This window comes from Kitasatospora sp. NPDC004745 (assembly GCF_042873275.1).
Taxonomy (GTDB): Bacteria; Actinomycetota; Actinomycetes; order Streptomycetales; family Streptomycetaceae; genus Kitasatospora.
Map to the genome: position 1 here is coordinate 63,471 of NZ_JBIALK010000011.1, position 20,321 is coordinate 83,791.

General features: G+C 75.2%; 20 protein-coding genes. 14 read left to right on the forward strand and 6 right to left on the reverse strand.

Going from position 1 to position 20,321, the window contains the following annotated elements; all coding sequences use genetic code 11:
- Positions 1-43: 43 nt before the first annotated feature.
- Positions 44-661, reverse strand: a complete 618-nt coding sequence (locus tag ACFYUY_RS19560; RefSeq protein ID WP_360211237.1) for a YceI family protein — start codon at positions 659-661, stop codon at positions 44-46.
- 197 nt (positions 662-858) lie between these two features.
- Here ACFYUY_RS19560 and ACFYUY_RS19565 point away from each other — a divergent pair, with 197 nt between their 5' ends.
- The 8 genes from ACFYUY_RS19565 (at position 859) to ACFYUY_RS19600 (ending at position 8,810) form a co-directional block, all read left to right on the forward strand.
- Positions 859-4,188 carry an SNF2-related protein gene (locus tag ACFYUY_RS19565; protein WP_387901974.1) on the forward strand — a complete coding sequence of 1,110 codons (3,330 nt, stop codon included), beginning with the start codon at positions 859-861 and terminating at the stop codon, positions 4,186-4,188.
- The gene (locus tag ACFYUY_RS19570; protein ID WP_387901976.1) at positions 4,185-4,469 is read left to right on the forward strand and encodes a hypothetical protein; all 285 of its coding nucleotides are present in this window, start codon (positions 4,185-4,187) and stop codon (positions 4,467-4,469) included. Before ACFYUY_RS19565 ends, ACFYUY_RS19570 begins: the two co-directional genes overlap by 4 nt.
- 44 nt (positions 4,470-4,513) lie before the next feature.
- Positions 4,514-5,416 (forward strand): RNA polymerase sigma factor SigJ, encoded by a 903-nt coding sequence (sigJ, locus tag ACFYUY_RS19575; RefSeq protein ID WP_387901979.1) that lies wholly within the window; start codon positions 4,514-4,516, stop codon positions 5,414-5,416.
- A gap of 33 nt (positions 5,417-5,449) precedes the next feature.
- Positions 5,450-6,577, forward strand: a complete 1,128-nt coding sequence (locus tag ACFYUY_RS19580; RefSeq protein WP_387901982.1) for a MerR family transcriptional regulator — start codon at positions 5,450-5,452, stop codon at positions 6,575-6,577.
- 32 nt (positions 6,578-6,609) lie between these two features.
- Positions 6,610-7,257 (forward strand): nucleoside deaminase, encoded by a 648-nt coding sequence (locus ACFYUY_RS19585; RefSeq protein ID WP_387901986.1) that lies wholly within the window; start codon positions 6,610-6,612, stop codon positions 7,255-7,257.
- 69 nt (positions 7,258-7,326) lie between these two features.
- Positions 7,327-7,779: a helix-turn-helix transcriptional regulator gene (locus ACFYUY_RS19590; RefSeq protein WP_360211249.1), complete on the forward strand. Its 453-nt coding sequence runs from the start codon at positions 7,327-7,329 to the stop codon at positions 7,777-7,779.
- Between the two features lie 2 nt (positions 7,780-7,781).
- Positions 7,782-8,336 (forward strand): hypothetical protein, encoded by a 555-nt coding sequence (locus ACFYUY_RS19595; protein WP_360211251.1) that lies wholly within the window; start codon positions 7,782-7,784, stop codon positions 8,334-8,336.
- Between the two features lie 123 nt (positions 8,337-8,459).
- Positions 8,460-8,810 (forward strand): DUF2516 family protein, encoded by a 351-nt coding sequence (locus ACFYUY_RS19600; protein WP_387901989.1) that lies wholly within the window; start codon positions 8,460-8,462, stop codon positions 8,808-8,810.
- 180 nt (positions 8,811-8,990) lie between these two features.
- Here the strand turns inward: ACFYUY_RS19600 and ACFYUY_RS19605 are convergent, their stop codons facing one another.
- A complete protein-coding gene (locus ACFYUY_RS19605) occupies positions 8,991-10,352 on the reverse strand; it encodes a PP2C family protein-serine/threonine phosphatase (RefSeq protein ID WP_387901991.1) in 1,362 nt (453 codons plus the stop codon).
- Between the two features lie 347 nt (positions 10,353-10,699).
- Between ACFYUY_RS19605 and ACFYUY_RS19610 the strand changes: the two genes are divergently transcribed.
- Complete coding sequence (locus ACFYUY_RS19610) at positions 10,700-11,257, forward strand: O-acetyl-ADP-ribose deacetylase (RefSeq protein ID WP_360211314.1); 558 nt, start codon at positions 10,700-10,702, stop codon at positions 11,255-11,257.
- A 365-nt stretch (positions 11,258-11,622) separates the two neighbouring features.
- Here ACFYUY_RS19610 and ACFYUY_RS19615 read toward each other — a convergent pair whose 3' ends face one another.
- Positions 11,623-12,453 carry a class I SAM-dependent methyltransferase gene (locus ACFYUY_RS19615; RefSeq protein WP_387901993.1) on the reverse strand — a complete coding sequence of 277 codons (831 nt, stop codon included), beginning with the start codon at positions 12,451-12,453 and terminating at the stop codon, positions 11,623-11,625.
- 217 nt (positions 12,454-12,670) lie between these two features.
- On the opposite strand from ACFYUY_RS19615, the gene mshA reads away from it, so the two are divergent.
- Together mshA and ACFYUY_RS19625 are read left to right on the forward strand one after the other, a co-directional pair.
- Entirely contained in the window at positions 12,671-14,041 is a 1,371-nt protein-coding gene (mshA, locus tag ACFYUY_RS19620; protein WP_387902142.1) for a D-inositol-3-phosphate glycosyltransferase, read from the forward strand.
- Between the two features lie 97 nt (positions 14,042-14,138).
- Complete coding sequence (locus tag ACFYUY_RS19625; protein ID WP_360211257.1) at positions 14,139-14,666, forward strand: YbjN domain-containing protein; 528 nt, start codon at positions 14,139-14,141, stop codon at positions 14,664-14,666.
- Between the two features lie 47 nt (positions 14,667-14,713).
- On the opposite strand, the gene ACFYUY_RS19630 is transcribed toward ACFYUY_RS19625, so the two are convergent.
- On the reverse strand, positions 14,714-16,060 hold the full coding sequence (locus tag ACFYUY_RS19630; protein ID WP_387901996.1) for an MDR family MFS transporter: 1,347 nt from the start codon (positions 16,058-16,060) through the stop codon (positions 14,714-14,716).
- A 149-nt stretch (positions 16,061-16,209) separates the two neighbouring features.
- Between ACFYUY_RS19630 and ACFYUY_RS19635 the strand changes: the two genes are divergently transcribed.
- From ACFYUY_RS19635 to ACFYUY_RS19645, 3 genes are all read left to right on the forward strand, one after another.
- A complete protein-coding gene (locus ACFYUY_RS19635) occupies positions 16,210-16,968 on the forward strand; it encodes a phosphoglyceromutase (protein ID WP_360211261.1) in 759 nt (252 codons plus the stop codon).
- Between the two features lie 159 nt (positions 16,969-17,127).
- On the forward strand, positions 17,128-18,255 hold the full coding sequence (locus ACFYUY_RS19640; protein ID WP_387901999.1) for an IS30 family transposase: 1,128 nt from the start codon (positions 17,128-17,130) through the stop codon (positions 18,253-18,255).
- 291 nt (positions 18,256-18,546) lie between these two features.
- Complete coding sequence (locus tag ACFYUY_RS19645; protein WP_360211265.1) at positions 18,547-19,137, forward strand: lytic polysaccharide monooxygenase; 591 nt, start codon at positions 18,547-18,549, stop codon at positions 19,135-19,137.
- A gap of 111 nt (positions 19,138-19,248) precedes the next feature.
- Here the strand turns inward: ACFYUY_RS19645 and ACFYUY_RS19650 are convergent, their stop codons facing one another.
- Complete coding sequence (locus tag ACFYUY_RS19650; RefSeq protein WP_360211267.1) at positions 19,249-19,425, reverse strand: hypothetical protein; 177 nt, start codon at positions 19,423-19,425, stop codon at positions 19,249-19,251.
- Positions 19,426-19,630: 205 nt separating this feature from the next.
- Entirely contained in the window at positions 19,631-20,311 is a 681-nt protein-coding gene (gene phoU / locus ACFYUY_RS19655; protein WP_360211269.1) for a phosphate signaling complex protein PhoU, read from the reverse strand.
- Positions 20,312-20,321: the final 10 nt, after the last annotated feature.

Genomic DNA, 20,321 nt, shown 5'->3' on the forward strand with positions numbered 1-20,321 from the left:
GCGGCGGCGCGCCCCGCCCGGGCAGTGGCCGTGGACGGCCGGGTCAGGCCGCCTTGACGGCGGAGATGTCGAAGCCGAGCTTGACCTTCTCGCCGATCAGCACGCCGCCGGTCTCCAGGGCCGCGTTGTAGGTCAGGCCGAACTCGGTGCGGTCGACCACGGTCGAGCCCTCGAAGCCGACCCGCTCGGCACCGTAGGCGTCGGTGGCGCTGCCGGTGTACTCCAGGTCCAGGACGACCGGGCGGGTGGTGTCCTTGATGGTCAGGTCGCCGGCCATCCGGTAGGTGTCGCCGCGCAGCCACTCGGTCGAGGTGCTGCGGAAGCGGATCTCCGGGTAGGTGTCGGCCGCGAAGAAGTCGCCGGTGCGCAGGTGCTCGTCGCGCTGGGCCTGGTTGGTGTCGATGCTGGCGACCTTGATCACCAGGTCGGCGGAGGAGTTGCCCGGGGTGGTGCCGTCCAGGTGCAGCTTGCCGTCGTACTCGGTGAAGCGGCCCTTCACGTTGGTGATCATGGCGTGCCGGACCGAGAAGGAAACCTCGCTGTGCGTGGTGTCGACGGCCCAGTCGCCGGTCAGGTGGGCGAGGTCCGGGCCGGCCGGGGCCGTGGTGACGGCGGTCGCGGCGGCGGGGGTGGCGGTCTTGGTGCGGTTGAACAGGCCCATGGCTCCTCCTCGGGTTCGAAGCCAGTTGTTTAGGCTTCAACTTGTTGGCTCCAGCGTAGGGCGCTTTCGTTCAAATTTCAACCATGGCGCGCCACGGCCTTCGGGAGGTGCCCCGGCCGCTCCGGCGGACCGGCCCTGTCGGACCTCCCGGCTACCCTGCGAAGGACGGATCCACCCACCCGGAGAGGCCCACCCGCATGTTCGTCCTGCACGCGCTCTGGCGGGCGGACGGACGGCTGGCGCTCTGGGCCGAGGACGCCCGGGCCCACCCCGGTGCCGCCGGGCCCGGGCCCGACCGGCCCTCTCCGCGCGCCCACCCCTACGCCTGCCCGGCCGCCGGACTGGCCGCCGTCCTCGGGGGCATCGGGCCCGGCCTCGGCTGGCTCGCCGGGCGGGCGCCCGAGCGCTGGGCCACCCTGCTGCTGCCCACCGTCGGCGCCCTGCCCGCACCCTCGCCCGACCTCCCGGTCACCCCCGCCCGGGGCGCCGCCGCGCTCGCCCCCTGGCGGGTCCCGGCCCTGCTCTTCGACACCGCGGCCGCCGCCCAGCTGCTCGGCGAGGTCTTCGACCCGCACTGGGCCGTCACCAGCACCGACCTGCCCGGCGCCGGACGGGTCGAGGTGGTGCACGGGGCCTCGCTGCGCTGGCTCACCGGCGTCCACGACCTCGCCTGGCGGGCGGTCGGCCACGGCCGGGTGCTGCCGCTGCCCGTCCTGGTGGACGGCCGCCCGCAGGCCCGCTGGCGCCCCGACCTCACCCCGGCCGGCCTCCGGGAGGCCGCCGGACTGGCGGCCGACTGCCCACCCGTCCTGCTCGGCGGGTGGCCGAACGCCGCGGAAGCGGCCGCCACCGGCCCGGGCGCCGGAGCGACGCCCGCCGGAACGACTCCCGCCGGACATCCCGCCGGAACGCCGTCCGGACCGGCCTCCGCCGGACCGCCGTCCGGACCGGCCTCCGCCGGACCGCCCGCCGCCACCGGCGAGGCCCTGCTGGACGCCGTCCTCGGCGCCCTGGTGGACGCCGAGGCCCGGGCCGCCCTGGCCGGGGCGCCCCCGCTGGTCCCGGACGGGGCGCGGGCCGGCACCGCCGCCGAACGCTGGCTGCACGCCCTCACCACCCCGGACGGCGCTCTCGCGGCCGAACCCGAGGGCGACCTCCCCGCCGCGAACCCCGCCGCCGCGAACCTCCCCGCCGGGGGCCCCGCCGACCTCGCCGACCTGCGCCGCCGGATCACCGCCTGGTACGCCGCCGCCGAGCCCACCGCGCCCGCCCTGCGGCTCTGCTTCCGCCTGCTGGAGCCGCTCGGGCCCGACCCGGACGACGCCGAGGGCCGGCCCTCCGACGACGCCTGGCAGCTGGAGTTCCTCCTCCAGGCCGTCGACGAGCCCTCCCTGCTGGTCCGCGCCGCCGACCTGCACGACGGCGGCGCCGCCCTCGCCGCGCTGTCCCGCAAGGCGCCGGACCCGGCCGACGTCCTGGTCGCCGAACTCGCCCGCGCCGCGCACCGCTGGCCGGCCCTGGCGGCCCTGCGCCACCGCTCCCGCCCGGCCGTCCTGCCCCTCGACCGGGCCGGCGCACTGGACTTCCTGCGCACCGCCGCACCCGACCTCGCGGAGGGCGGCTTCGGCGTCCTGCTGCCCGCCTGGTGGCGCCGCCGCCCCCGGCTCGGGCTCGCCCTGCGCGCCACCACCCCGCCCGCGCCCGGTTCGCTCGCCGTCACCAGCCAGGTGGACCGGGACACCGTGGTCGCCTTCCGCTGGCAGGCCGCGCTCGGCCCGGACGGCCCGCCGCTCACCGAGCGGGAGCTCGCCGAACTCGCCGACGCCAAGAAGGGCCTGGTCCGGGTGCGCGGCACCTGGCTGGAGGCCGACCAGGCGCAGATCGCCGCGGCGCTCGCCTTCCTCGCCGAGCAGCGCGACGGCGTCCTCGCCACCGCCGACCTGCTGCGCCTGGCCCTCGACCCCGAGGCCGTGGTCGCCGGCCTGCCCGTCACCGCCGTCCGCGCGGACGGCCCGCTCGGGGACCTCCTCGCCGGGCGCGCCGCCCCCGCCCCCGTGCCCGCCCTGCCCCCGGACTTCGGGGCCGTCCTGCGGCCCTACCAGGAGCGCGGGCTGGCCTGGCTGCGGGCGATGAGCGGGCTCGGCCTCGGCGCGGTGCTCGCCGACGACATGGGCCTCGGCAAGACCGTCCAGACCCTCGCCCTGCTGGCCGTCGAGCGCGCCGAGGGCGCCACCGACCCCACCCTGCTGGTCTGCCCGATGTCCCTGGTCGGGAACTGGCAGCGGGAGGCCGAGCGCTTCGCCCCCGGCCTGCGGCGGTACGTGCACCACGGCTCCGACCGCCTCGGCCCGGACGGGCTCGCCGACGCCCTGCGGGGCGTGGACCTCGTCATCACCACCTACGGTCTGGTCCAGCGCGACCTCGCGGCACTGCGCGCCGTCCGCTGGCGGCGGGTGGTCGCCGACGAGGCGCAGCACGTCAAGAACGCCGGTGCCGCGCAGTCCCGGGCCGTCCGCGCGCTGCCCGTCACCCGGCACCGGATCGCCCTGACCGGCACCCCGGTCGAGAACCGGCTGGCCGAGCTGCACGCCGTCCTGGACTTCGCCAACCCCGGGCTGCTCGGCCCGGCCGAACGCTTCAAGGAGCGCTACGCGATCCCGGTGGAACTGCACCGCAACCCCGAGCGCACCGCCGAACTCCGGCGCCGCACCGAGCCGTTCGTGCTGCGCCGGCTCAAGTCCGATCCGGCGGTGGCGGCCGAGCTGCCGGGGAAGCAGGAGATGACCGTCTGGTGCAACCTCACCGCCGAACAGGCCGGCCTCTACCAGGCCGTGGTGGCCGACCTGCTGCAACGGGTCGAGGGCGTCCGGGGCGTCGAGCGGCGCGGTACCGTGCTCGCCGCGATCGGCAAGCTCAAGCAGGTGTGCAACCACCCGGCCCAACTGCTGCACGACGGATCGGCGTTGGGTGAGCGGTCCGGCAAGGTGGCCCGACTGGCGGAGCTGCTGGAGGAGGCGCTGGCGGAGGGGGACCGCACCCTGGTCTTCACCCAGTACGCCGAGTTCGGCACCATGCTCCGCCCGTACCTGGCCCGCCGGCTCGGGGAGGAGGTGCTCCACCTGCACGGGGGGGTCCCGCGGGCGCGCCGCGAGGAGCTGGTCGAGCGATTCCAGTCCCCGGACGGGCCCGGGGTGTTCCTGCTCTCGCTGCGGGCCGGCGGCACCGGGCTCAACCTGACGGCCGCCAACCAGGTGATCCACCTGGACCGCTGGTGGAACCCGGCCGTCGAGGAGCAGGCCACCGACCGCGCGTTCCGGATCGGCCAGCGCCGGGACGTCCAGGTCCGCCGCCTGGTCTGCGTCGGCACCGTCGAGGAGCGGATCGACGAACTCCTGGCGGCCAAGAGGTCCCTGGCCGAGTCGGTGGTCGGCGCGGGGGAGCGCTGGCTGACCGACCTGCCGGTGGAGGCCCTGCGCGAACTGGTCGCGCTCACCCGCGAGGACGCCGTCGCCGAGGAGGACGCATGACGGACCGGCCCACCCCCGCCGCGGACGCTCCGGCCACGGACGCCGCCGGGCCGAACGCTCCCGCGAACGCCCCGGCGCCGCCCGCCCCCGCGCCGAACGCCCCCGCGGTGAACGTCGCCGCCTACTGGGGCGGCGGGTTCACCCTGCGCCCGGCCCCGCCCGAGCACCCCGACGAGGCCGGGGGGCCCTCGCTCCGCCGCCTCGGCCGGTCCGGCGTGACCGTCCGGGGCCGCGACCTCGCCACCCTGCTCGCCCCCGCCTACCGGGCCTTCCTCGACTGACGCACCCTCCGGCCGCGCCGGCCGCGTGGGGTAGCGTCGGCCGGGTGACCGACACTCCCGACGCCGCGGGCCCGGAGGACTTCGAGCAGCACCGCCGGATGATCTTCGGCATCGCCTACCGGATGCTCGGCAGCCTCACCGACGCCGAGGACCTCGTCCAGGACACCTGGCTGCGCTGGACCCGGGTCCGCGGCCCGGTCGCCAACCCGGGCGGCTACCTGGCCCGGACGGTCACCAACCTCGCGCTCACCCGGCTCGGTTCGGCGGCCGTCCGCCGCGAGACCTACCCCGGCACCTGGCTGCCCGAGCCGCTGGTCGCCGGACCGGACGCGGCCGACGGGGCCGAGCGTGCCGAGACGGTCTCGCTCGCCCTGCTGGTCGTGCTGGAGAGCCTCTCGCCGCTGGAACGGGCCGTCTTCGTCCTCAACGAGGCCTTCGGCTTCTCCTACCGGGAGATCGCCGAGGCGCTGGACCGCACCGAGGCCGCCTGCCGCCAGGTCGGCAGCCGGGCCAGGGCGCACGTCCGGGCCCGTCGGCCGCGCTACGACGCCCCGCCGGAACTGCGCCGCCGGGCCACCGACGAGTTCCTCGCGGCCTGCGCCGGCGGCGACCTCAACCGGGTGCTCGAACTGCTCGCCCCCGAGGTCACCGCCTGGACCGACGGGGGCGGGGTGGTCAGTGCCGCGCTGCGTCCGGTCACCGGCGCCCGGAACGTCGCCCGCTTCCTGCTCGGCGTGCTCGGCCGACTGGGCGGGGGCGCCGCCGCCCGGCCGGTGCTGGTCAACGGCCAGCCCGGTCTGCTGCTCACCCTGGACGGCGTGGTCGACGCCGTCTCCGTCCTCGAGTTCGTCGAGGCGCCGGACGGCGGGCTGCGGATCGCCGAGCTGCGCACCGTCCGCAACCCGGCGAAGCTCGCCCACCTGACCGGTGCCCCGGGCGGGGCTTGACCCTCGACCTGGTCGAGCCCGCAGAGTCACGGCATGGAGAGCGAGCTGCACAGCATCGGCGAACTGGCCCGTGCCAGCGGCCTCGGGGTCGGCACCCTGCGCTACTACGACGGCGCGGAGGTGCTCGCCCCCGCCTGGGTCGACCCGCAGACCGGCTACCGCTGGTACCGGCCCGGGCAACTCGCCGACGCCCGCCTGCTGGCCCGGCTGCGCCGGGTCGGCCTGCCGCTGGCCGGCATCCGCGCCGTGCTCGGCGCGGCCCCCGGCTCCGGCGAGGCCCGGCGGGTGCTCGACGCGCACCTGCGCCGGCTGGAGGACGGCCTCACGGACGCCCGCCGCGAGCTCTCCCTGATCCGCGTGATGATCGACCAGAGGGAGCGACCGATGACCGCCACACCCGCCGAGTCCCGCCTCACCGTCCGGTCCGAGGAGCTGGCCGCCGCCCTGGACGCGGTGCGCTTCGCCGTCGGAGGGGGCCCGGAGGCCCCCGCCCTCGCCGGGGTGCTGTTCGAGCCGGACGGGCCGGTGCTGCGGCTGGTCGCCACCGACCGCCACCGGATGGCGCTCGCCGAGCTGCCCGCCTCCGCCGACCCCTCGACGGGCTCCGCGGCCGCCGCCGGCGTGATCGTCCCCACCGCACTGGTGGACGCCCTGCGCGCGCTGCTCGGCGCGGCGGCGGAGGGCCCCACCGGAGTCGCGCTCACCCTCGGCGGCGGCCTGGTCCGCGCCGAGACCGGCGGCCACCGGATCGAGGGCACCGTCCTGGACTTCGACTACCCGGACCACCGCGCGGTCACCCGGCTCGAACCGGAGCACCGGATCGGCCTCTCCGCCGCCGAACTGCGCACCGCCGTCGAGAACGGCGCCACCCGCACCCTGCCCTCCGGGCCGCACGGCGCGGAGTGCGCCGTCACCGTCCTCGCCCTCACCGCGGACGGCGGCCTCACGGTCGCCGACGACGGGACGGCGTCCGACGCCCCGCGGGTGGCGGTCAACCGCGACTTCCTGCTGGACGCCCTGCGGGCCGGCCGGCCCGAGCAGCTGGTGCTCGAACTCGGCGGCCCGATCGCCCCGTTGGCGATCCGCACCCCGGGCCGGGACGGCACCTTCTCCGTCCTGATGCCGGTCCGGGTGCCCGAACCCGTCGGATCCTCCGAGTGATCCGCCCGGGCGTCGGACCCTAGGGTCGCCTCATGGAGACCTCCGGAGGCTTCGCCGCCGCCTGGCCCGCGCTCGCACCCGCCGCACGCCGGTGCCTGGAACTCGCCCACCAGGCCTGGCGTGCCGGCGGCCTGCCGGTGGGCGCCGTGCTCACCGACGCCGCCGGCGCGATCGTCGCCGAGGGCCGCAACCGCGCGTACGACGCCGGGGGCGGCGCCGACGCCCTCCGGGGCACCCCGCTCGCGCACGCCGAACTCAACGCGCTCGCCGGGGCCCGCACGGCCTGGGACCTGACCACCCACACCCTGTGGAGCAGCCACCGGCCCTGCGCGATGCGCGCGGCCGCCGCGGCCTTCACGGGCGTCGGGACGGTCCGCTACCTCGCCGCCGACCCGTGGGCGGAGTCGGTCGGGCACCGGCCGGCGGAGACCGTCCGCACCCTCGGGCCGGCCCCGGAAGGCTGGCCCGGGGCGGTCGCCACCGCGCTGTTCCTCGCCGACACCGTGCGCCGGGCCGGCCCCGAGCACCGCACCGTCCGGGCCGCCCTCCGCGCCGACCCCGCCACCGCCCGGCTCGCCGTCGACCTCGCCACCGACCCGGCCCTCCGCTCGGCGGACCTCCCCGCCCTCCTCGCCGCCCTCTGGCCCCGCATCACCGCCGCCGCCGGCCCCGGGGCCTGACCGCTCCGGGCGTTTGCTGCTGCTAGCACCCTGCTTGCATTTGCAAGCGCGATGCTGCACGCTGCTGGCATGGCCTCACTGAACGTCGGCTCGCTGGGCGAGTACATCCGCGAGCAGCGCCGGAACGCGCAGTACTCACTGCGGCAGCTGGCGGAGGCCGCCGGCGTGTCGAACCCGTACCTCAGCCAGATCGAGCGAGGGTTGCGCAAGCCGAGCGCGGAGATCCTGCAGCAGATCGCCAAGGCGCTGCGGATCTCGGCGGAGACGCTCTACGTCCAGGCCGGGATCCTGGAGGAGCGGCGCGGTGAGGGCCTGGAACTTCGGGCCGCGATCCTGGCCGATCCGCTGGTCAACGAGCAGCAGAAGCAGGCGCTGCTCGCGGTCTACGACGCCTTCCTCAAGGAGAACGCCGCCCTGCGGGGCCCGGCCGCCGAGGCCGTGCCCGGCGCCGGCACTCCACCAGCCTCCGGCCCGACGACCGACGGCTCAGCCCACCAGAACACCCACCGGGAGGACCGGTAAGCATGCCGATCACCGACGAGATCAAGAAGACCCTCAGCGACCCGACCCCGCTGTACGCCCTCGCCGGCGCCGGGGACCTCGCCTACGAGAAGCTGCGCGAGGTGCCGGCCCGGGTGGAGGCGCTGGCGGCGGACCGCAAGGGCGCGCAGGAGATGGCCACCGCCCGCCTTCAGGAGGCGCAGACGAAGCTGGCCGAGGCGCAGGCCAAGGTCACCGGCAGCGTCGCGGCCTTCCCGGTCGACGTGAAGGTGCTGCAGGAGCAGGCCCAGAGCTTCGCGCTCCAGCAGGTCGGTCGCGCGGTCGAGCTGGCGGTGAAGGCCAAGGAGGCGTACGACGAGCTGGCCGAGCGCGGCAAGGCCGTGGTGGACCGGACCCGTCCGGCCGCCCCCGCCGAGTCGTCGCAGCCGGTGGTCGTGGAGCAGGAGCAGGAGCCGGTCGAGGCCGAGCTGGTCGAGGACGAGCCCGCCGGGGGCTCCGCCGACGACACCGGGGCCGCGGCGCCGGCCGCCCCGAAGCGGTCCACCCGCGCCCGGAAGGGTTCCACCGACTCCCGGTGAGTGAAGGGCCGCCGAACGGGGCACATCCGGTGACCGCGGGACGTTGACCCCAGGGCGGACGGCCCGGCGTGCCAGGATGGACGGCGGCCGGAGCGCCGGAGCCGGGAGACAGAGGAGAACACGATGGGCGGAGTGGCCCAGATTCTGGACTTGGCCTACCTGAACCCGATCTGGTGGATGTCCGTCGCGATCCTGGCCTACAAGCTGTTCGCCCTGCTCGACGCGGCCACCCGCCGCGAGGACGCCTACCGGGCGGCGGACAAGAAGACCAAGCCGTTCTGGCTGGCGATCCTGGCGGTCGCCTTCGGCTGGGACCTGCTCTTCGGGGTCAACTTCTTCACCGGCATCGGGACGCTCGCCGGCCTGGTCGCGTCGATCGTCTACGTGGTGGACGTGCGCCCGGCGATCCGGGCGCTGACCGGCGGCACCGGCCGGGGCGGCCGCAGCAACACCGGTCCGTACGGGCCCTGGTAGACCGGGCGGTCCGTCGACGTCACGGCCCGGGCGGGTGGTTCACCCGTCCGGGCCGTCGCGCGTCCGGGGCCCGGCCGGTCCGGTGGTGCCCGGTCGTGCCCGGCCGGTCCGGTCGGGTCCGAGACCGCCCGGCCGGGTCGGAGCGTGTCCGGTCCTGTCCGGGCGGCCTCGGCCGGGGGATCAACCGAGGATCAGCTGTACCGGGTTGCGTTCCAGCAGCAGCACCGCGACGTCGTCCGTCAGCGCGCCGCCGTTCAGCTCCTCGACCTCGGCGATGGCGCTGTCGACGAGCCGGCCCCGGGTGAGCCCGGCGGCCTGGTGGTCGCCGATGAGGTCCGCCAGCCCGTCCTGGCCGAGGCGGCGGGAGCCGGCCCCGACCCGGCCCTCGATCAGCCCGTCGGTGTAGAGCAGGAGCCGCCAGCCGGGGTGGAGTTCGAGCTCGTGCGCGGGCCAGGCGGCCCCTCCGTCGTGGCAGGGCAGCAGTCCGAGCGCGGGCCCGGCGAGGTCGGCGGGCAGGGTGAGCGGTTCGTGGTCGCGGCCGAGCAGCAGGGGTGCGGGGTGCCCGGCGAGGTAGAGGCGGGCCCGTTCGCAGGTGCCGAGGGAGCTGAGGTCGCCGCTGGAGCCGCCGGGCTCGATGACGAGCATGCACAGCGTCGCGAAGATCTCGTCGCTGCGCCGCTCGTGCTCCAGCACGTGCTGGAGGGTGGTGAGCAGCTCCTCGCCGGTGAGGCCCGCGAAGACGAGGGTGCGCCACGCTATCCGGAGGGCGACGCCGAGGGCGGCCTCGTCCGGGCCGTGGCCGCAGACGTCGCCGATCACGACGTGGACGGTGCCGTCGTCGGTGCGGACGGCGTCGTAGAAGTCGCCGCCGAGCAGGGCGCGGCGGCGGCCGGGGCGGTAGCGCCGGGTGAAGGAGAGGCCGGCGCCGTCGAGCAGCGGGGTGGGCAGCAGGTGGCGCTGGAGCCGGGCGTTCTCCTGGCCGCGCAGTTCGGCCTCGACCAGGCGGCGTTGGGACTCGTCGGCGCGCTTGCGTTCGACGGCGTAGCGCAGGGCGCGGGCGAGCAGCGGGCCGTCCGTCTCGTGCTTGATCAGGAAGTCCTGGGCGCCGGCGGCGACGGCGGCCGCGCCCAGTTCGGCGCCGGCCGCGTCGGTGAGGACCACCACCGCGGTGTGCGGGGCCCGGCGGAGCAGCTCGTGCAGTCCCTCCAGGCCGTCCGAGGCGTCGGAGGGGTGCGGCAGGTCGGCGGGTGCGGCCAGGTCGAGCAGCACGCAGCTGAACTCGGCGCTGCGGGGGCGACCGCGCCGGGCGCCGTGCGGGGGAGCGCCCAGCAGCTCGGTGGCCTGTTCCAGGCCGCGGGCCCAGTGGATCTCGATGGAGGTGCCGCTGTCGGCGACCGCCGCCTTGATCAGCTGTGCGTCGGAGGCGTCGTCCTCGATGACCAGCAGCCTGAGCGGTGCGCTGCCGTGCGTGACGGAGGTCTCGGCCGGTTGGGCGTTTCGGGCCTGGGACCGCGGGTGAGGTATCTGGGGAGGGGACGTCACCGGATTGCTGCTGGTCGGGCGGTTACGGGCATGGCCGACGGGGGCGCCGTCATGGGCGCCCGGCAGGTCCGCGGCACCAGGTGCCCGCCCGTCTCCCGTTGCGGGCATCGGTGGTTCCTCCCTTTCCCCGAGTGCGTAACGGTCGGCGTCCGTCCGCAGTGCCCGCCTGGCACCGTGCGTCGGGGAACTTCTCGCGACCATAACGTGATCTCCGGGGATTTCTCTGGCCGACCGGCGCCGTTGTGGTTATTGCCACGCCGGTGGCGGTGTGGTGATGGGACTCGGACGACGGCTCGGATCCCGCCCCTGTGGCGGCCGGGCCGGGTGGGGAGAGGGAACGGATGACGGTGACGCGGATCACCCTGGTCGAGGGTGACATCACGGAACAGCAGGTGGACGCGGTGGTGAACGCCGCGAACTCCTCTCTGCTGGGCGGTGGCGGCGTGGACGGCGCGATCCACCGCAAGGGCGGGCCGCAGGTCCTGGAGGACTGCCGCCGCCTGCGCGCCTCGCACTGGGGCGGGGGGCTGCCCACGGGGCGCGCGGTGGCGACGACGGCCGGGCGGCTGCCGGCCCGGTGGGTGGTGCACACCGTCGGGCCGGTGTACCTGGAGGAGGAGTACGAGGAGCGGGCGGGGCTGCTGGCCTCCTGCTATCGCGAGTCGCTGCGCACGGCGGCGGAGCTCGGCGCGCGCACGGTGGCGTTCCCGGCGGTGTCGGCCGGGGTGTACGGCTGGCCGCCGGCCGACGCGGCCCGGATCGCGCTCGGCACCGTCGCGCAGGTGCTGGACGGCGGTGACGCGCGGGCGGGCGCGGAGCTGGCGGAGGTGCGGTTCGTGCTGTTCGGGGCGTCGATGTACGAGGTGTTCGACCGGGTCGGGCGGGAGCTGCTCGGGCTGGGGTAGCGCGGGCTGGGCGCGCGCGGCTGTCGTCGTCCGGCTCTGGCGTCGTCCGGCTCTGTTGTTGCGTGGGGTCTTCCTGCGTGGGGTCTTCCTGCGCGGGGTGTCCTGCGAGGGGCGTTCCCTGTACGGGCTGGATCGGTCGCGGCCCGGGCGTGACCAGGGCACGTCCGGGGCACGTCCGGGGCCGGGCGGTGGTGCGGTGGCACCGTCCGGTGGCGTCCATCGTGGCGTGGCGGGGCGTCAACACGCCAGAGGTATTCGATAACTCGTTCGAGTGAATGAGCGGGATCGTGCGGGATCGTGCACCAGGGCCGACCGCACGGGCACCGGAAACGTCGCCCACGGGCGCCGGAACCGGGGCTACGGCGCTACGGCGCGAGCGCGCTCCACGGCACCGTGACCTCGCCCTGCCGCCACCGCCCGCGCGCGTCCACCAGCGGCCAGGCGACCGCCAGCGCGGTGCACGCCGCCACCCAGCGCTGCCGGGCGCCGAAGGCCCCGTACGGCGCGGCCGCCGCCCAGGCCCGGTCGAAGTCGGCCAGGAAGGCGTGCACCGGCCGGCCCGGCACGTTGTGGTGGATCAGCGCCTTCGGCAGCCGTTCGGCCAGGTCGGAGGGTTGGTCGAGGCCGCCCAGCCGGGCCGCGAAGGTCACCGTCCGGGGGCCCTCGGGGCCGAGCGCCACCCAGACGTGCCGGCGCCCGATCTCGTCGCAGGTGCCCTCGACCAGCAGCCCGTCCGGGGCCAGCCGGGCGCAGAGCCGCTCCCACACCGCGGCCACCGCCGACTCCTCGTACTGCCGCAGCACGTTGGCGGCCCGGATCAGCTGGGCCGGCGCGCCGCCGTCCAGCGGCACCTCGAAGCCGCCGCGCCGGAAGGTGAGCAGGGGCGGCCGGGCGTACGGCAGCGCGGCCGCGACCCGCTCCGGCTCGATCTCGATCCCGACCACCCGGACGTCCGGGCGCACCGCGTGCAGCCGTCCGGCCAGTTCGACGGCCGTCCACGGCGCGGCGCCGTAGCCGAGGTCGACCGCGACGGGCGGCCGCTCGGCGGCGCGCAGCGTGCGGCCGAGCGCGTGGGCGATCCAGCGGTCCATCCGCCGCAGCCGGTTGGTGTTGGTGGTGCCCCGGGTGACCGTCCCGACCGGCCGCCCGGTCCGCCCGCGGGCGGGTGCGGTCGGGGGGTCGAAGGAGGCAGCCATGCCTGGAAGGGTATCCGGGCCGCCGGCGGCACCGCCGTGACCTGCGGTGTCGCCCGGCCCGCGGGCTCGTCGGCCGGACCGGGAATGCGGGGCGGCCCACGTGCGGTTGGCACACTGGTGGTGATGTGTGCCCGGACGGGGCAGCGCACACCGGACAACGGGCGGCCCGTGCGCGGGCCGCCGAGACGGGCCGCACAGAGGAGGCTTCAGCCAGGTGATCCAGCACCCCGTCCGTTCGGTACGCCGTGCCCAGCCCGCCGCTCCCGCGCGGGGCCGGCTCCAGTCACTCGTGCCGGGCCGCCGCCGCCCGCGCCGGATAGCCATGCTGAGCGTCCACACCTCGCCCCTGCACCAGCCCGGCACGGGCGACGCCGGCGGCATGAACGTCTACATCGTGGAGCTGGCCAAGCGGCTGGCCGCGCTGAACATCGAGGTTGAGGTGTTCACCCGGGCGATCTGCTCGGACGACGCGCCCACCGTGGAGCTGGCCCCGGGCGTCCTGGTCCGGCACGTCACCGCCGGGCCGTACGAGGGCCTGCTGAAGGAGGACCTGCCGGCCCAGCTGTGCGCCTTCACCCACGGCGTGCTGCGGACGGAGGCGGGGCACCGCCCCGGCCACTACGACCTGGTGCACTCGCACTACTGGCTCTCCGGGCAGGTCGGCTGGCTGGCGGCGCAGCGCTGGGGGGTGCCGCTGGTGCACACCATGCACACCATGGCCAAGGTCAAGAACGCGGCGCTGGCCGAGGGCGACACGCCCGAGCCCGCGGCACGGGTGATCGGTGAGACCCAGGTGGTGGAGGCGGCCGACCGGCTGATCGCCAACACCACCGAGGAGGCCGCCGAGCTCGCCCTGCACTACGCCGCCCGGCCCGACCAGCTGGCCGTCGTCCACCCCGGGGTCAACCTGGAGGTGTTCCGCCCGGGCGGGCCGTCCGCGCGCGCCGGGGCCCGGGCCCGGCTCGGCCTGCCGCAGGACGCCGCGGTGCTGCTCTTCGCCGGGCGGATCCAGCCGCTGAAGGCGCCGGACGTGCTGCTGCGGGCGGTCGGCGAGCTGCTCGCGCGCCGCCCCGAGCTGCGCGAGCGCCTGGTGGTGCCGGTGGTCGGCGGCCCCTCGGGCACCGGGCTGGCCCGGCCGGAGAGCCTGCACAAGCTCGCCGCCCAGCTGGGCATCGGCGACGTGGTGCGCTTCCACCCGCCGGTCGGCCAGGCGCGGCTCGCCGAGTGGTACCGCGCGGCGACGGCGCTGGTGATGCCCTCGTACAGCGAGTCCTTCGGGCTGGTCGCCCTGGAGGCGCAGGCCTGCGGCACCCCGGTGGTGGCGGCCGCCGTCGGCGGACTGCCGGTCGCGGTGCGGGACGGCCGGACGGGCACGCTGGTCGACGGCCACGACCCGGTGGCCTGGGCGCACGCGCTGGAGCCGTACGTCATCGACCCGGACCTGGTCGCCCTGCGCGGTGCGGCGGCGGCCCGGCACGCGGCCGGCTTCGGCTGGGACACCGCCGCGGCCACCACCGCCGACGTCTACGCCGGCAGCCTGGCCCGCCCGGCCGGGCGGCTGGCCGCCGCCCGCCGCCGACTGGCCTGAGCCGGCCCGGCGGCCGGCAGCGGCCGGCCGCCGGGCACGCCGCCGGGCCGCGTCCCGCTGGTGCGCGCGGCCGGTACCGCCGAGTAACGTCACCCTCATGGCAATCCGCACCAAGGACGAGGCCCTGACCCTCCTGCGCACCGCCCTGGACGACGCCGGCGCGGCCTGGGAGCCGGCCGCCACGGATCCGTACACGCTGGTCGTGACGCTCCCGGGCACCCGCAAGCTGAGCACCGCCTGCGCCCTGCGGGTCGGCGACCACACCCTGTCGGTGAACGCCTTCGTGATCCGCCGCCCGGACGAGAACCACGAGGGCGTCTACCGCTGGCTGCTGGAGCGCAACACCCGGCTGTACGGCGTCGCGTACGCCGTCGACCCGCTCGGCGACGTCTACCTGGCCGGCCGCCTGCCGCTCGAGGTGCTCACCCCGGACGCCGTGGACCGGCTGCTCGGCACGGTGCTGGAGAACGCCGACGAGCCGTTCAACACCCTGCTGGAGCTGGGCTTCGCCTCGGCGATCCGGCGCGAGTGGGAGTGGCGCACCAAGCGCGGGGAGTCCACCCGCAACCTGGCCGCCTTCGCCCACCTCGCCGCCCCGGCCGCCCCCGCCCCCGCGGCCGACTGACCGCCGGCCGCCGGGACCGGGCCCGGCCGCCCCGGGCCGCCCCGACCTCAGGCGTCCGCCGGAGCCTTCGCCGTCGCGACGGGAGCCCCGGTCACGACGGGAGCCGCGGCTGCGGCCGCAGCCGGGGGAACCGGGGCCGTCGCCACCACCGCGGTCGCCCCGCTCCCGCCGACCGCTGCGGGGCCCGGCCGGCGCGCCAGCAGCACGTAGCCGACCGCGGCGGCCGTGCCGCACATCCCGCAGGCGGTCCAGAGCACCCCGCCGCCGGCCCGTTCCAGCAGCAGACCGCCCGCGGCTGGCCCCAGGAACGAGGCGAGCGACCAGGAGAGCGAGTACACGCCCTGGTAACGACCGCGCGCGTGGGTCGGCGACAACTCGGCGACCAGGCCCATCAGGGTCGGCGTATAGAGGATCTCCCCGATCGTCCAGACCGCCACCGTGAGCGCGTAGAACCAGGCGGACGAGCCGGCCAGCGCCGTCAGCCCGAACCCCCAGCCGATGAAGAGCGCGGCCGCCGCCAGCATGGCCGTCCGGCTGCGCCCCTCGACCCAGCGGGAGAGCGGGATCTGCAGCAGCACGATCAGCAGCCCGTTCAGCCCGATGACCAGACCGTACTGGGTGGAGGTGATCCCCCAGCGGCCCATCTCCACCGCGAGCGTGGTGGAGCCCTGCTGGAGCACCAGGGCGAGCACCAGGGTGAGCCCGACCACCGCCATGAACCGGCGGTCCCGGAAGACGGTGACGATGCCGACCGCCGGCTCCGCGGACTTCGCGGCCGGGGCGTCGGGCTTGGTCTCCGGGATCCTGACGAAGATCACCACCGCGCAGAGCACCGTGGAGAGCGCGTCCAGCAGGAACAGCGCGAGGTAGCCGTGGGTGGCGATCACACCGGCGACGGCGGAGGAGAGGCCGAAGCCGAGGTTGATCGCCCAGAAGTTCAGCGAGTAGGCGCGGACGCGGTCCTCGACCGGCACGATGTCGGCGATGATCGCCGAGGTGGCGGGCCGGGTGGCGTTGTTGCAGAAGCCGACCAGGAAGGCCACCACGGCGATGGCCACCCGGCCGTCCGCGAAGCCGAGCACGGCGGTGAACAGGGCCGCGCCGAGCTGGGCGGCGACCAGGGTCGGCCGGCGCCCGATCCGGTCGGTCAGCACACCGGCGACGATCGCCGAGGACGCCGCACCGAGGCCGAACAGGGAGGCCACCAGGCCCGCGTAGAAGGGCGAGTACCCGCGCTCGCTGGTCAGGTAGAGCGCCAGGAAGGTGACCACGAAGGCGCCGAGCCGGTTGACCAGCGTGGACACCCAGAGCCACCAGAACTGGCGCGGCAGCCCGCCCACCGTCTCCTGCACCACTCTTCGGATCCGTGGGTTGGCCGGTGCGGCGAAGAGCATGTGGGGGCTCCCGTGTGCGGGCGTCCGCTGAGCGGAACGGGCAGGCCCGGCCAGCCGACGCGTGTAAGTGTCATTCCTGCTGCGCAGACATTACACATGGGGTTGAGGTCCCCACCAGCGCTTTTTCGGGCTCCACTAAGCTGGTGGCCATGGCTGACACGACGTACCGACTCATCCTGCTTCGCCACGGCGAGAGCCAGTGGAACCAGAAGAACCTGTTCACCGGTTGGGTCGACGTCGACCTCAACGAGAAGGGCGAGAAGGAGGCCGCCCGCGGTGGCGAGCTCCTGGCCGCCGAGGGCCTGTTCCCCGACGTGGTGCACACCTCGCTGCTGCGCCGCGCCATCCGCACCTCGCAGATCGCCCTGGACAAGGCCGACCGCCACTGGATCCCGGTCAACCGCAGCTGGCGCCTGAACGAGCGGCACTACGGCGCGCTCCAGGGCAAGGACAAGGCCCAGACCCTGGCCGAGTTCGGCGAGGAGCAGTTCCAGCTGTGGCGTCGCTCCTACGACACCCCGCCGCCGGTGCTGGCCGACGACAACGAGTACTCGCAGGCCGGTGACGCCCGCTACGCGGAGATCCCGAGCGAGCTGCGTCCGCGCACCGAGTGCCTCAAGGACGTCGTCGAGCGGATGCTCCCGTACTGGTACGACGCCATCGTCCCGGACCTCGCCGCCGGCAAGACCGTCCTGGTCACCGCCCACGGCAACAGCCTGCGCGCGCTGGTCAAGCACCTCGACGGCATCTCCGACGAGGACATCGCCGGCCTGAACATCCCGACCGGCATCCCGCTCGTCTACGAGCTCGACGCCGACTTCAAGCCCGTCGCCAAGGGCGGCCGCTACCTCGACGCGGAGGCCGCCGCCGCCGCCATCGAGGCCGTCAAGAACCAGGGCAAGAAGTAACGCCCGACTGCTTGCAGGCCCCGCCTCCCGGTTCCTTGGGTTCTAGCGGTTGTCGCAACACCCCAGCTGAAGGGGTGCGATGGACTTCGAGATTCGCGAGGACCGGAAGCCGCAGGGGCCAGGAAGCTCCGTGCCGAACGGGAGGAATACTTCCGGCTCGTGCGACAGGGCTACAGCAACAGAGAGGCGTCCCGGCTGGTGGGCGTTCACCCGCGTACTGGACGCGAGTGGCGCAACGGCCGGACGGACCCGAACAGGTTCAGGGCGCCCGCTCGACCCGAGCGGGCGCCCTGCGCCGTGTCCCGGTACCTGCGTGAGGACGAGCGGATCCACATCGCCGACCGGATCCGCGAGAAGGCCACCATCCGGGCGATCGCCGGCGAGCTGGGCCGCAGCCCGTCCACGATCAGTCGGGAGATCCGGCGCAACAGCCGTCCGGGCAGCGGAAGTTACCGGCCCCATGCCGCCCAGGCCCGTGCCGATGCCCGACGGCCCCGGCCGAAGACAGGGAAGATCGCCGAGAACGCCGGGCTGCGGGACTTCATCCAGGACCGCCTGGACAGGAAGTGGAGTCCGGAGCAGATCTGCCAGGCTCTGCGGGACACCTTTCCCGAGCGGCCGGAGATGCACGTGGTCCACGAAACGGTCTACCAGGCCCTGTATGTCCAGGGCCGGGGTGAACTGCGCCGTGAGCTCGCGGCAGCCCTGCGCACCGGACGCGCGCGCCGCAAGCCGCACCGCCAGGCCGCCTGCCGGCAGCCGCGTTTCGCCACCCCGACGGTGATGATCAGCGAACGGCCCGCCGAGGTCGAGGACCGGGCCGTCCCCGGGCATTGGGAAGGCGATCTGATCATCGGCAAGGACGGCGGCTCCGCCATCGGCACGCTGGTCGAACGGGCCACCCGCTACGTGATGCTCGTGCACCTGCCCCATGGCCGCACCGCCGAGCAGGTCCGTGACGCCCTGGTGGCCACCGTCCGGGCCCTGCCCACCCACCTGGTCCGCTCGCTGACCTGGGACCAGGGCGCCGAGATGGCCGCCCACGGCTCGTTCACGATCGCCACCGACATCCCGGTCTACTTCTGCGATCCCGCCAGCCCGTGGCAGCGAGGCTCGAACGAGAACACGAACGGCCTGCTGAGGCAATACTTCCCCAAGGGCACCGACCTCGCCGTCCACGACCCGGAACACCTGGCCCACGTCGCCGCCGAACTCAACGGCCGCCCACGCAAAACGCTCGGCTGGGAAACCCCAGCCGAGCGCCTGCATAAACTCGTCGCGGCCTGACCAAACCGACCACGTGTTGCAACGACCCCTAGAAACCGCCTTCGCCGGGGGTGGGGTCTCTGTCGTTCCGGGGGCGTCGTGCTGGTGGGGGTGGTCAACCGGCTTGTGCGGCAGTGGAGTTGTGGTTGGGTGAAAATGGTTCAGACCATTGACGGGTGGTGGCGGCTGCTCCTACCGTGAGGGCACCGGCTGGCGCAAGCATGCCAAGGATCCCCCTGTCCTGGCCGCCGCACCCCCACGCGCGCGACCGCGCCCCGGCGCACTCTCCATCCACCCCCACGGAGGAGCACCATGCGCACACGTCACATCGTCGGGGCGGCCGTCGCCGCGCTCGCGATCCCGCTCACCTTCGCGCTCCCGGCGCAGTCCCACGGCTACATCTCGACGCCGCCCAGCCGGGCCGCGCTCTGCGGAGCGGACGCGGTGGCCTGGGACTGCGGGGACATCCAGTGGGAGCCGCAGAGCGTCGAGGGCCCGAAGGGCTTCCCGAACTCCGGGCCCGCGGACGGCACCATCTGCGCCGGAGGCAACTCGCGCTTCGCGGAGCTGGACGACCCGCACGGCGGCGCCTGGCCGGCCACGTCGGTGCGGGCGGGCCAGCAGCTCACCTTCACCTGGAAGTTCACCGCGCGGCACGCGACCACGAGCTTCAAGTACTACCTGACCAAGGCGGGTTACGACGCGAGCCGGCCGGTCACCAGGGCGAGCCTGGAGCTGACGCCCTTCCTGACCGTCCCCTACAACGGCCGCCAGGTGCCGAGCACCCTCAGCCACACCGCGACCCTCCCGAGCGGGCGGACCGGCCACCAGGTGGTCGTCTCGGTCTGGGAGATCGCCGACACCGGGAACGCCTTCTACTCCTGCACCGACGTGCAGTTCTGAGACCCGCCCCGAGGCCCCGGAGGACGTGTCCGGGTGCGCGGCCGCCGGTCGTGGCGGTCGCGCACCCGGGTGGTCGGGGCGGACCGGGGAGTCCGGGCGCCCGGGGCGTCCTCAGTGGCCGCAGCAGCCGCCGTCCACGCCGCCGCACTGGCAGGGCGCGCCGGACTGGCAGCCGCAGCCGCAGCCCGGACCGCAGCCGCAGCCGGCCGCGAGGACGGGCAGCAGCCTGGGGGCGGGCGGCGTGGAAGTGTCGTGGGCCGGTGCCGGTCGGGTGGGGTTGGCGTTCATCGTGCTGAACCCTCCTAGTGACGGGCACGCGTCGGTGCCCACGGCTTCGAGTGAAACCGCCGATCGGAGGGAGCGTCAACGGGCGCGCAGGGGTGGGGAGTACGAAGGGCCGTGCTTCCCCACCACCCCCGCCGCGGGTTTACTCACCCCGAGGGGTGAGCGGCCGCCCCGCCGAGCGGGGCGGCCGTGCCGGCGCGGCCGGCGGTCACTCCGCGGCGGCGGCCTCCGAGGAGGCCACGAACTCGGCCACGTGCTCGCCCGTCACCAGGTACACCACGCGCTTGGCGACCGACACCGCGTGGTCCGCGAAGCGCTCGTAGTAGCGGCCGACCAGGGTGAGGTCGACGGCGGTCTCGATCCCGTGGTGCCAGCGGTCGTCGATCAGGTGCGACAGCAGCTCGCGGTGCAGGGTGTCGATCGCGTCGTCGTCCTGCTCCATCTCCAGGGCCTTGTCCACGTCCTTGGTCGCGATCACCAGGCCCGCCTTGGCCACCAGGCGCTGGGCGAGCTGCCCCATCTCCAGGACGGTCGAGTGCAGGTCGCCGGGGACGGCCGAGTCGGGGTAGCGCATCCGCGCGACCTTGGCGACGTGCCGGGCGAGGTCGCCGCAGCGCTCCAGGTCGGCGCTCATCCGCAGCGAGGTGACCACGATGCGCAGGTCGGTGGCGACCGGCTGCTGGCGGGCGAGCAGGTCGATCGCCCGGTCCTCCAGCTCGTGGTGCAGCTCGTTGATCTTCTCGTCGGCGGCGATCACGCTCTCCGCCAGCGCCAGGTCCGCGTCGAGGAGTGCGGTGGTGGCCCGGCCCAGGGCCGAGCCGACCAGCCGGGCCATCTCGACCAGGCTGTCGCCGATCGCATCGAGTTCCTCGTGGTACGCGTCGCGCATGCTCTCTCCT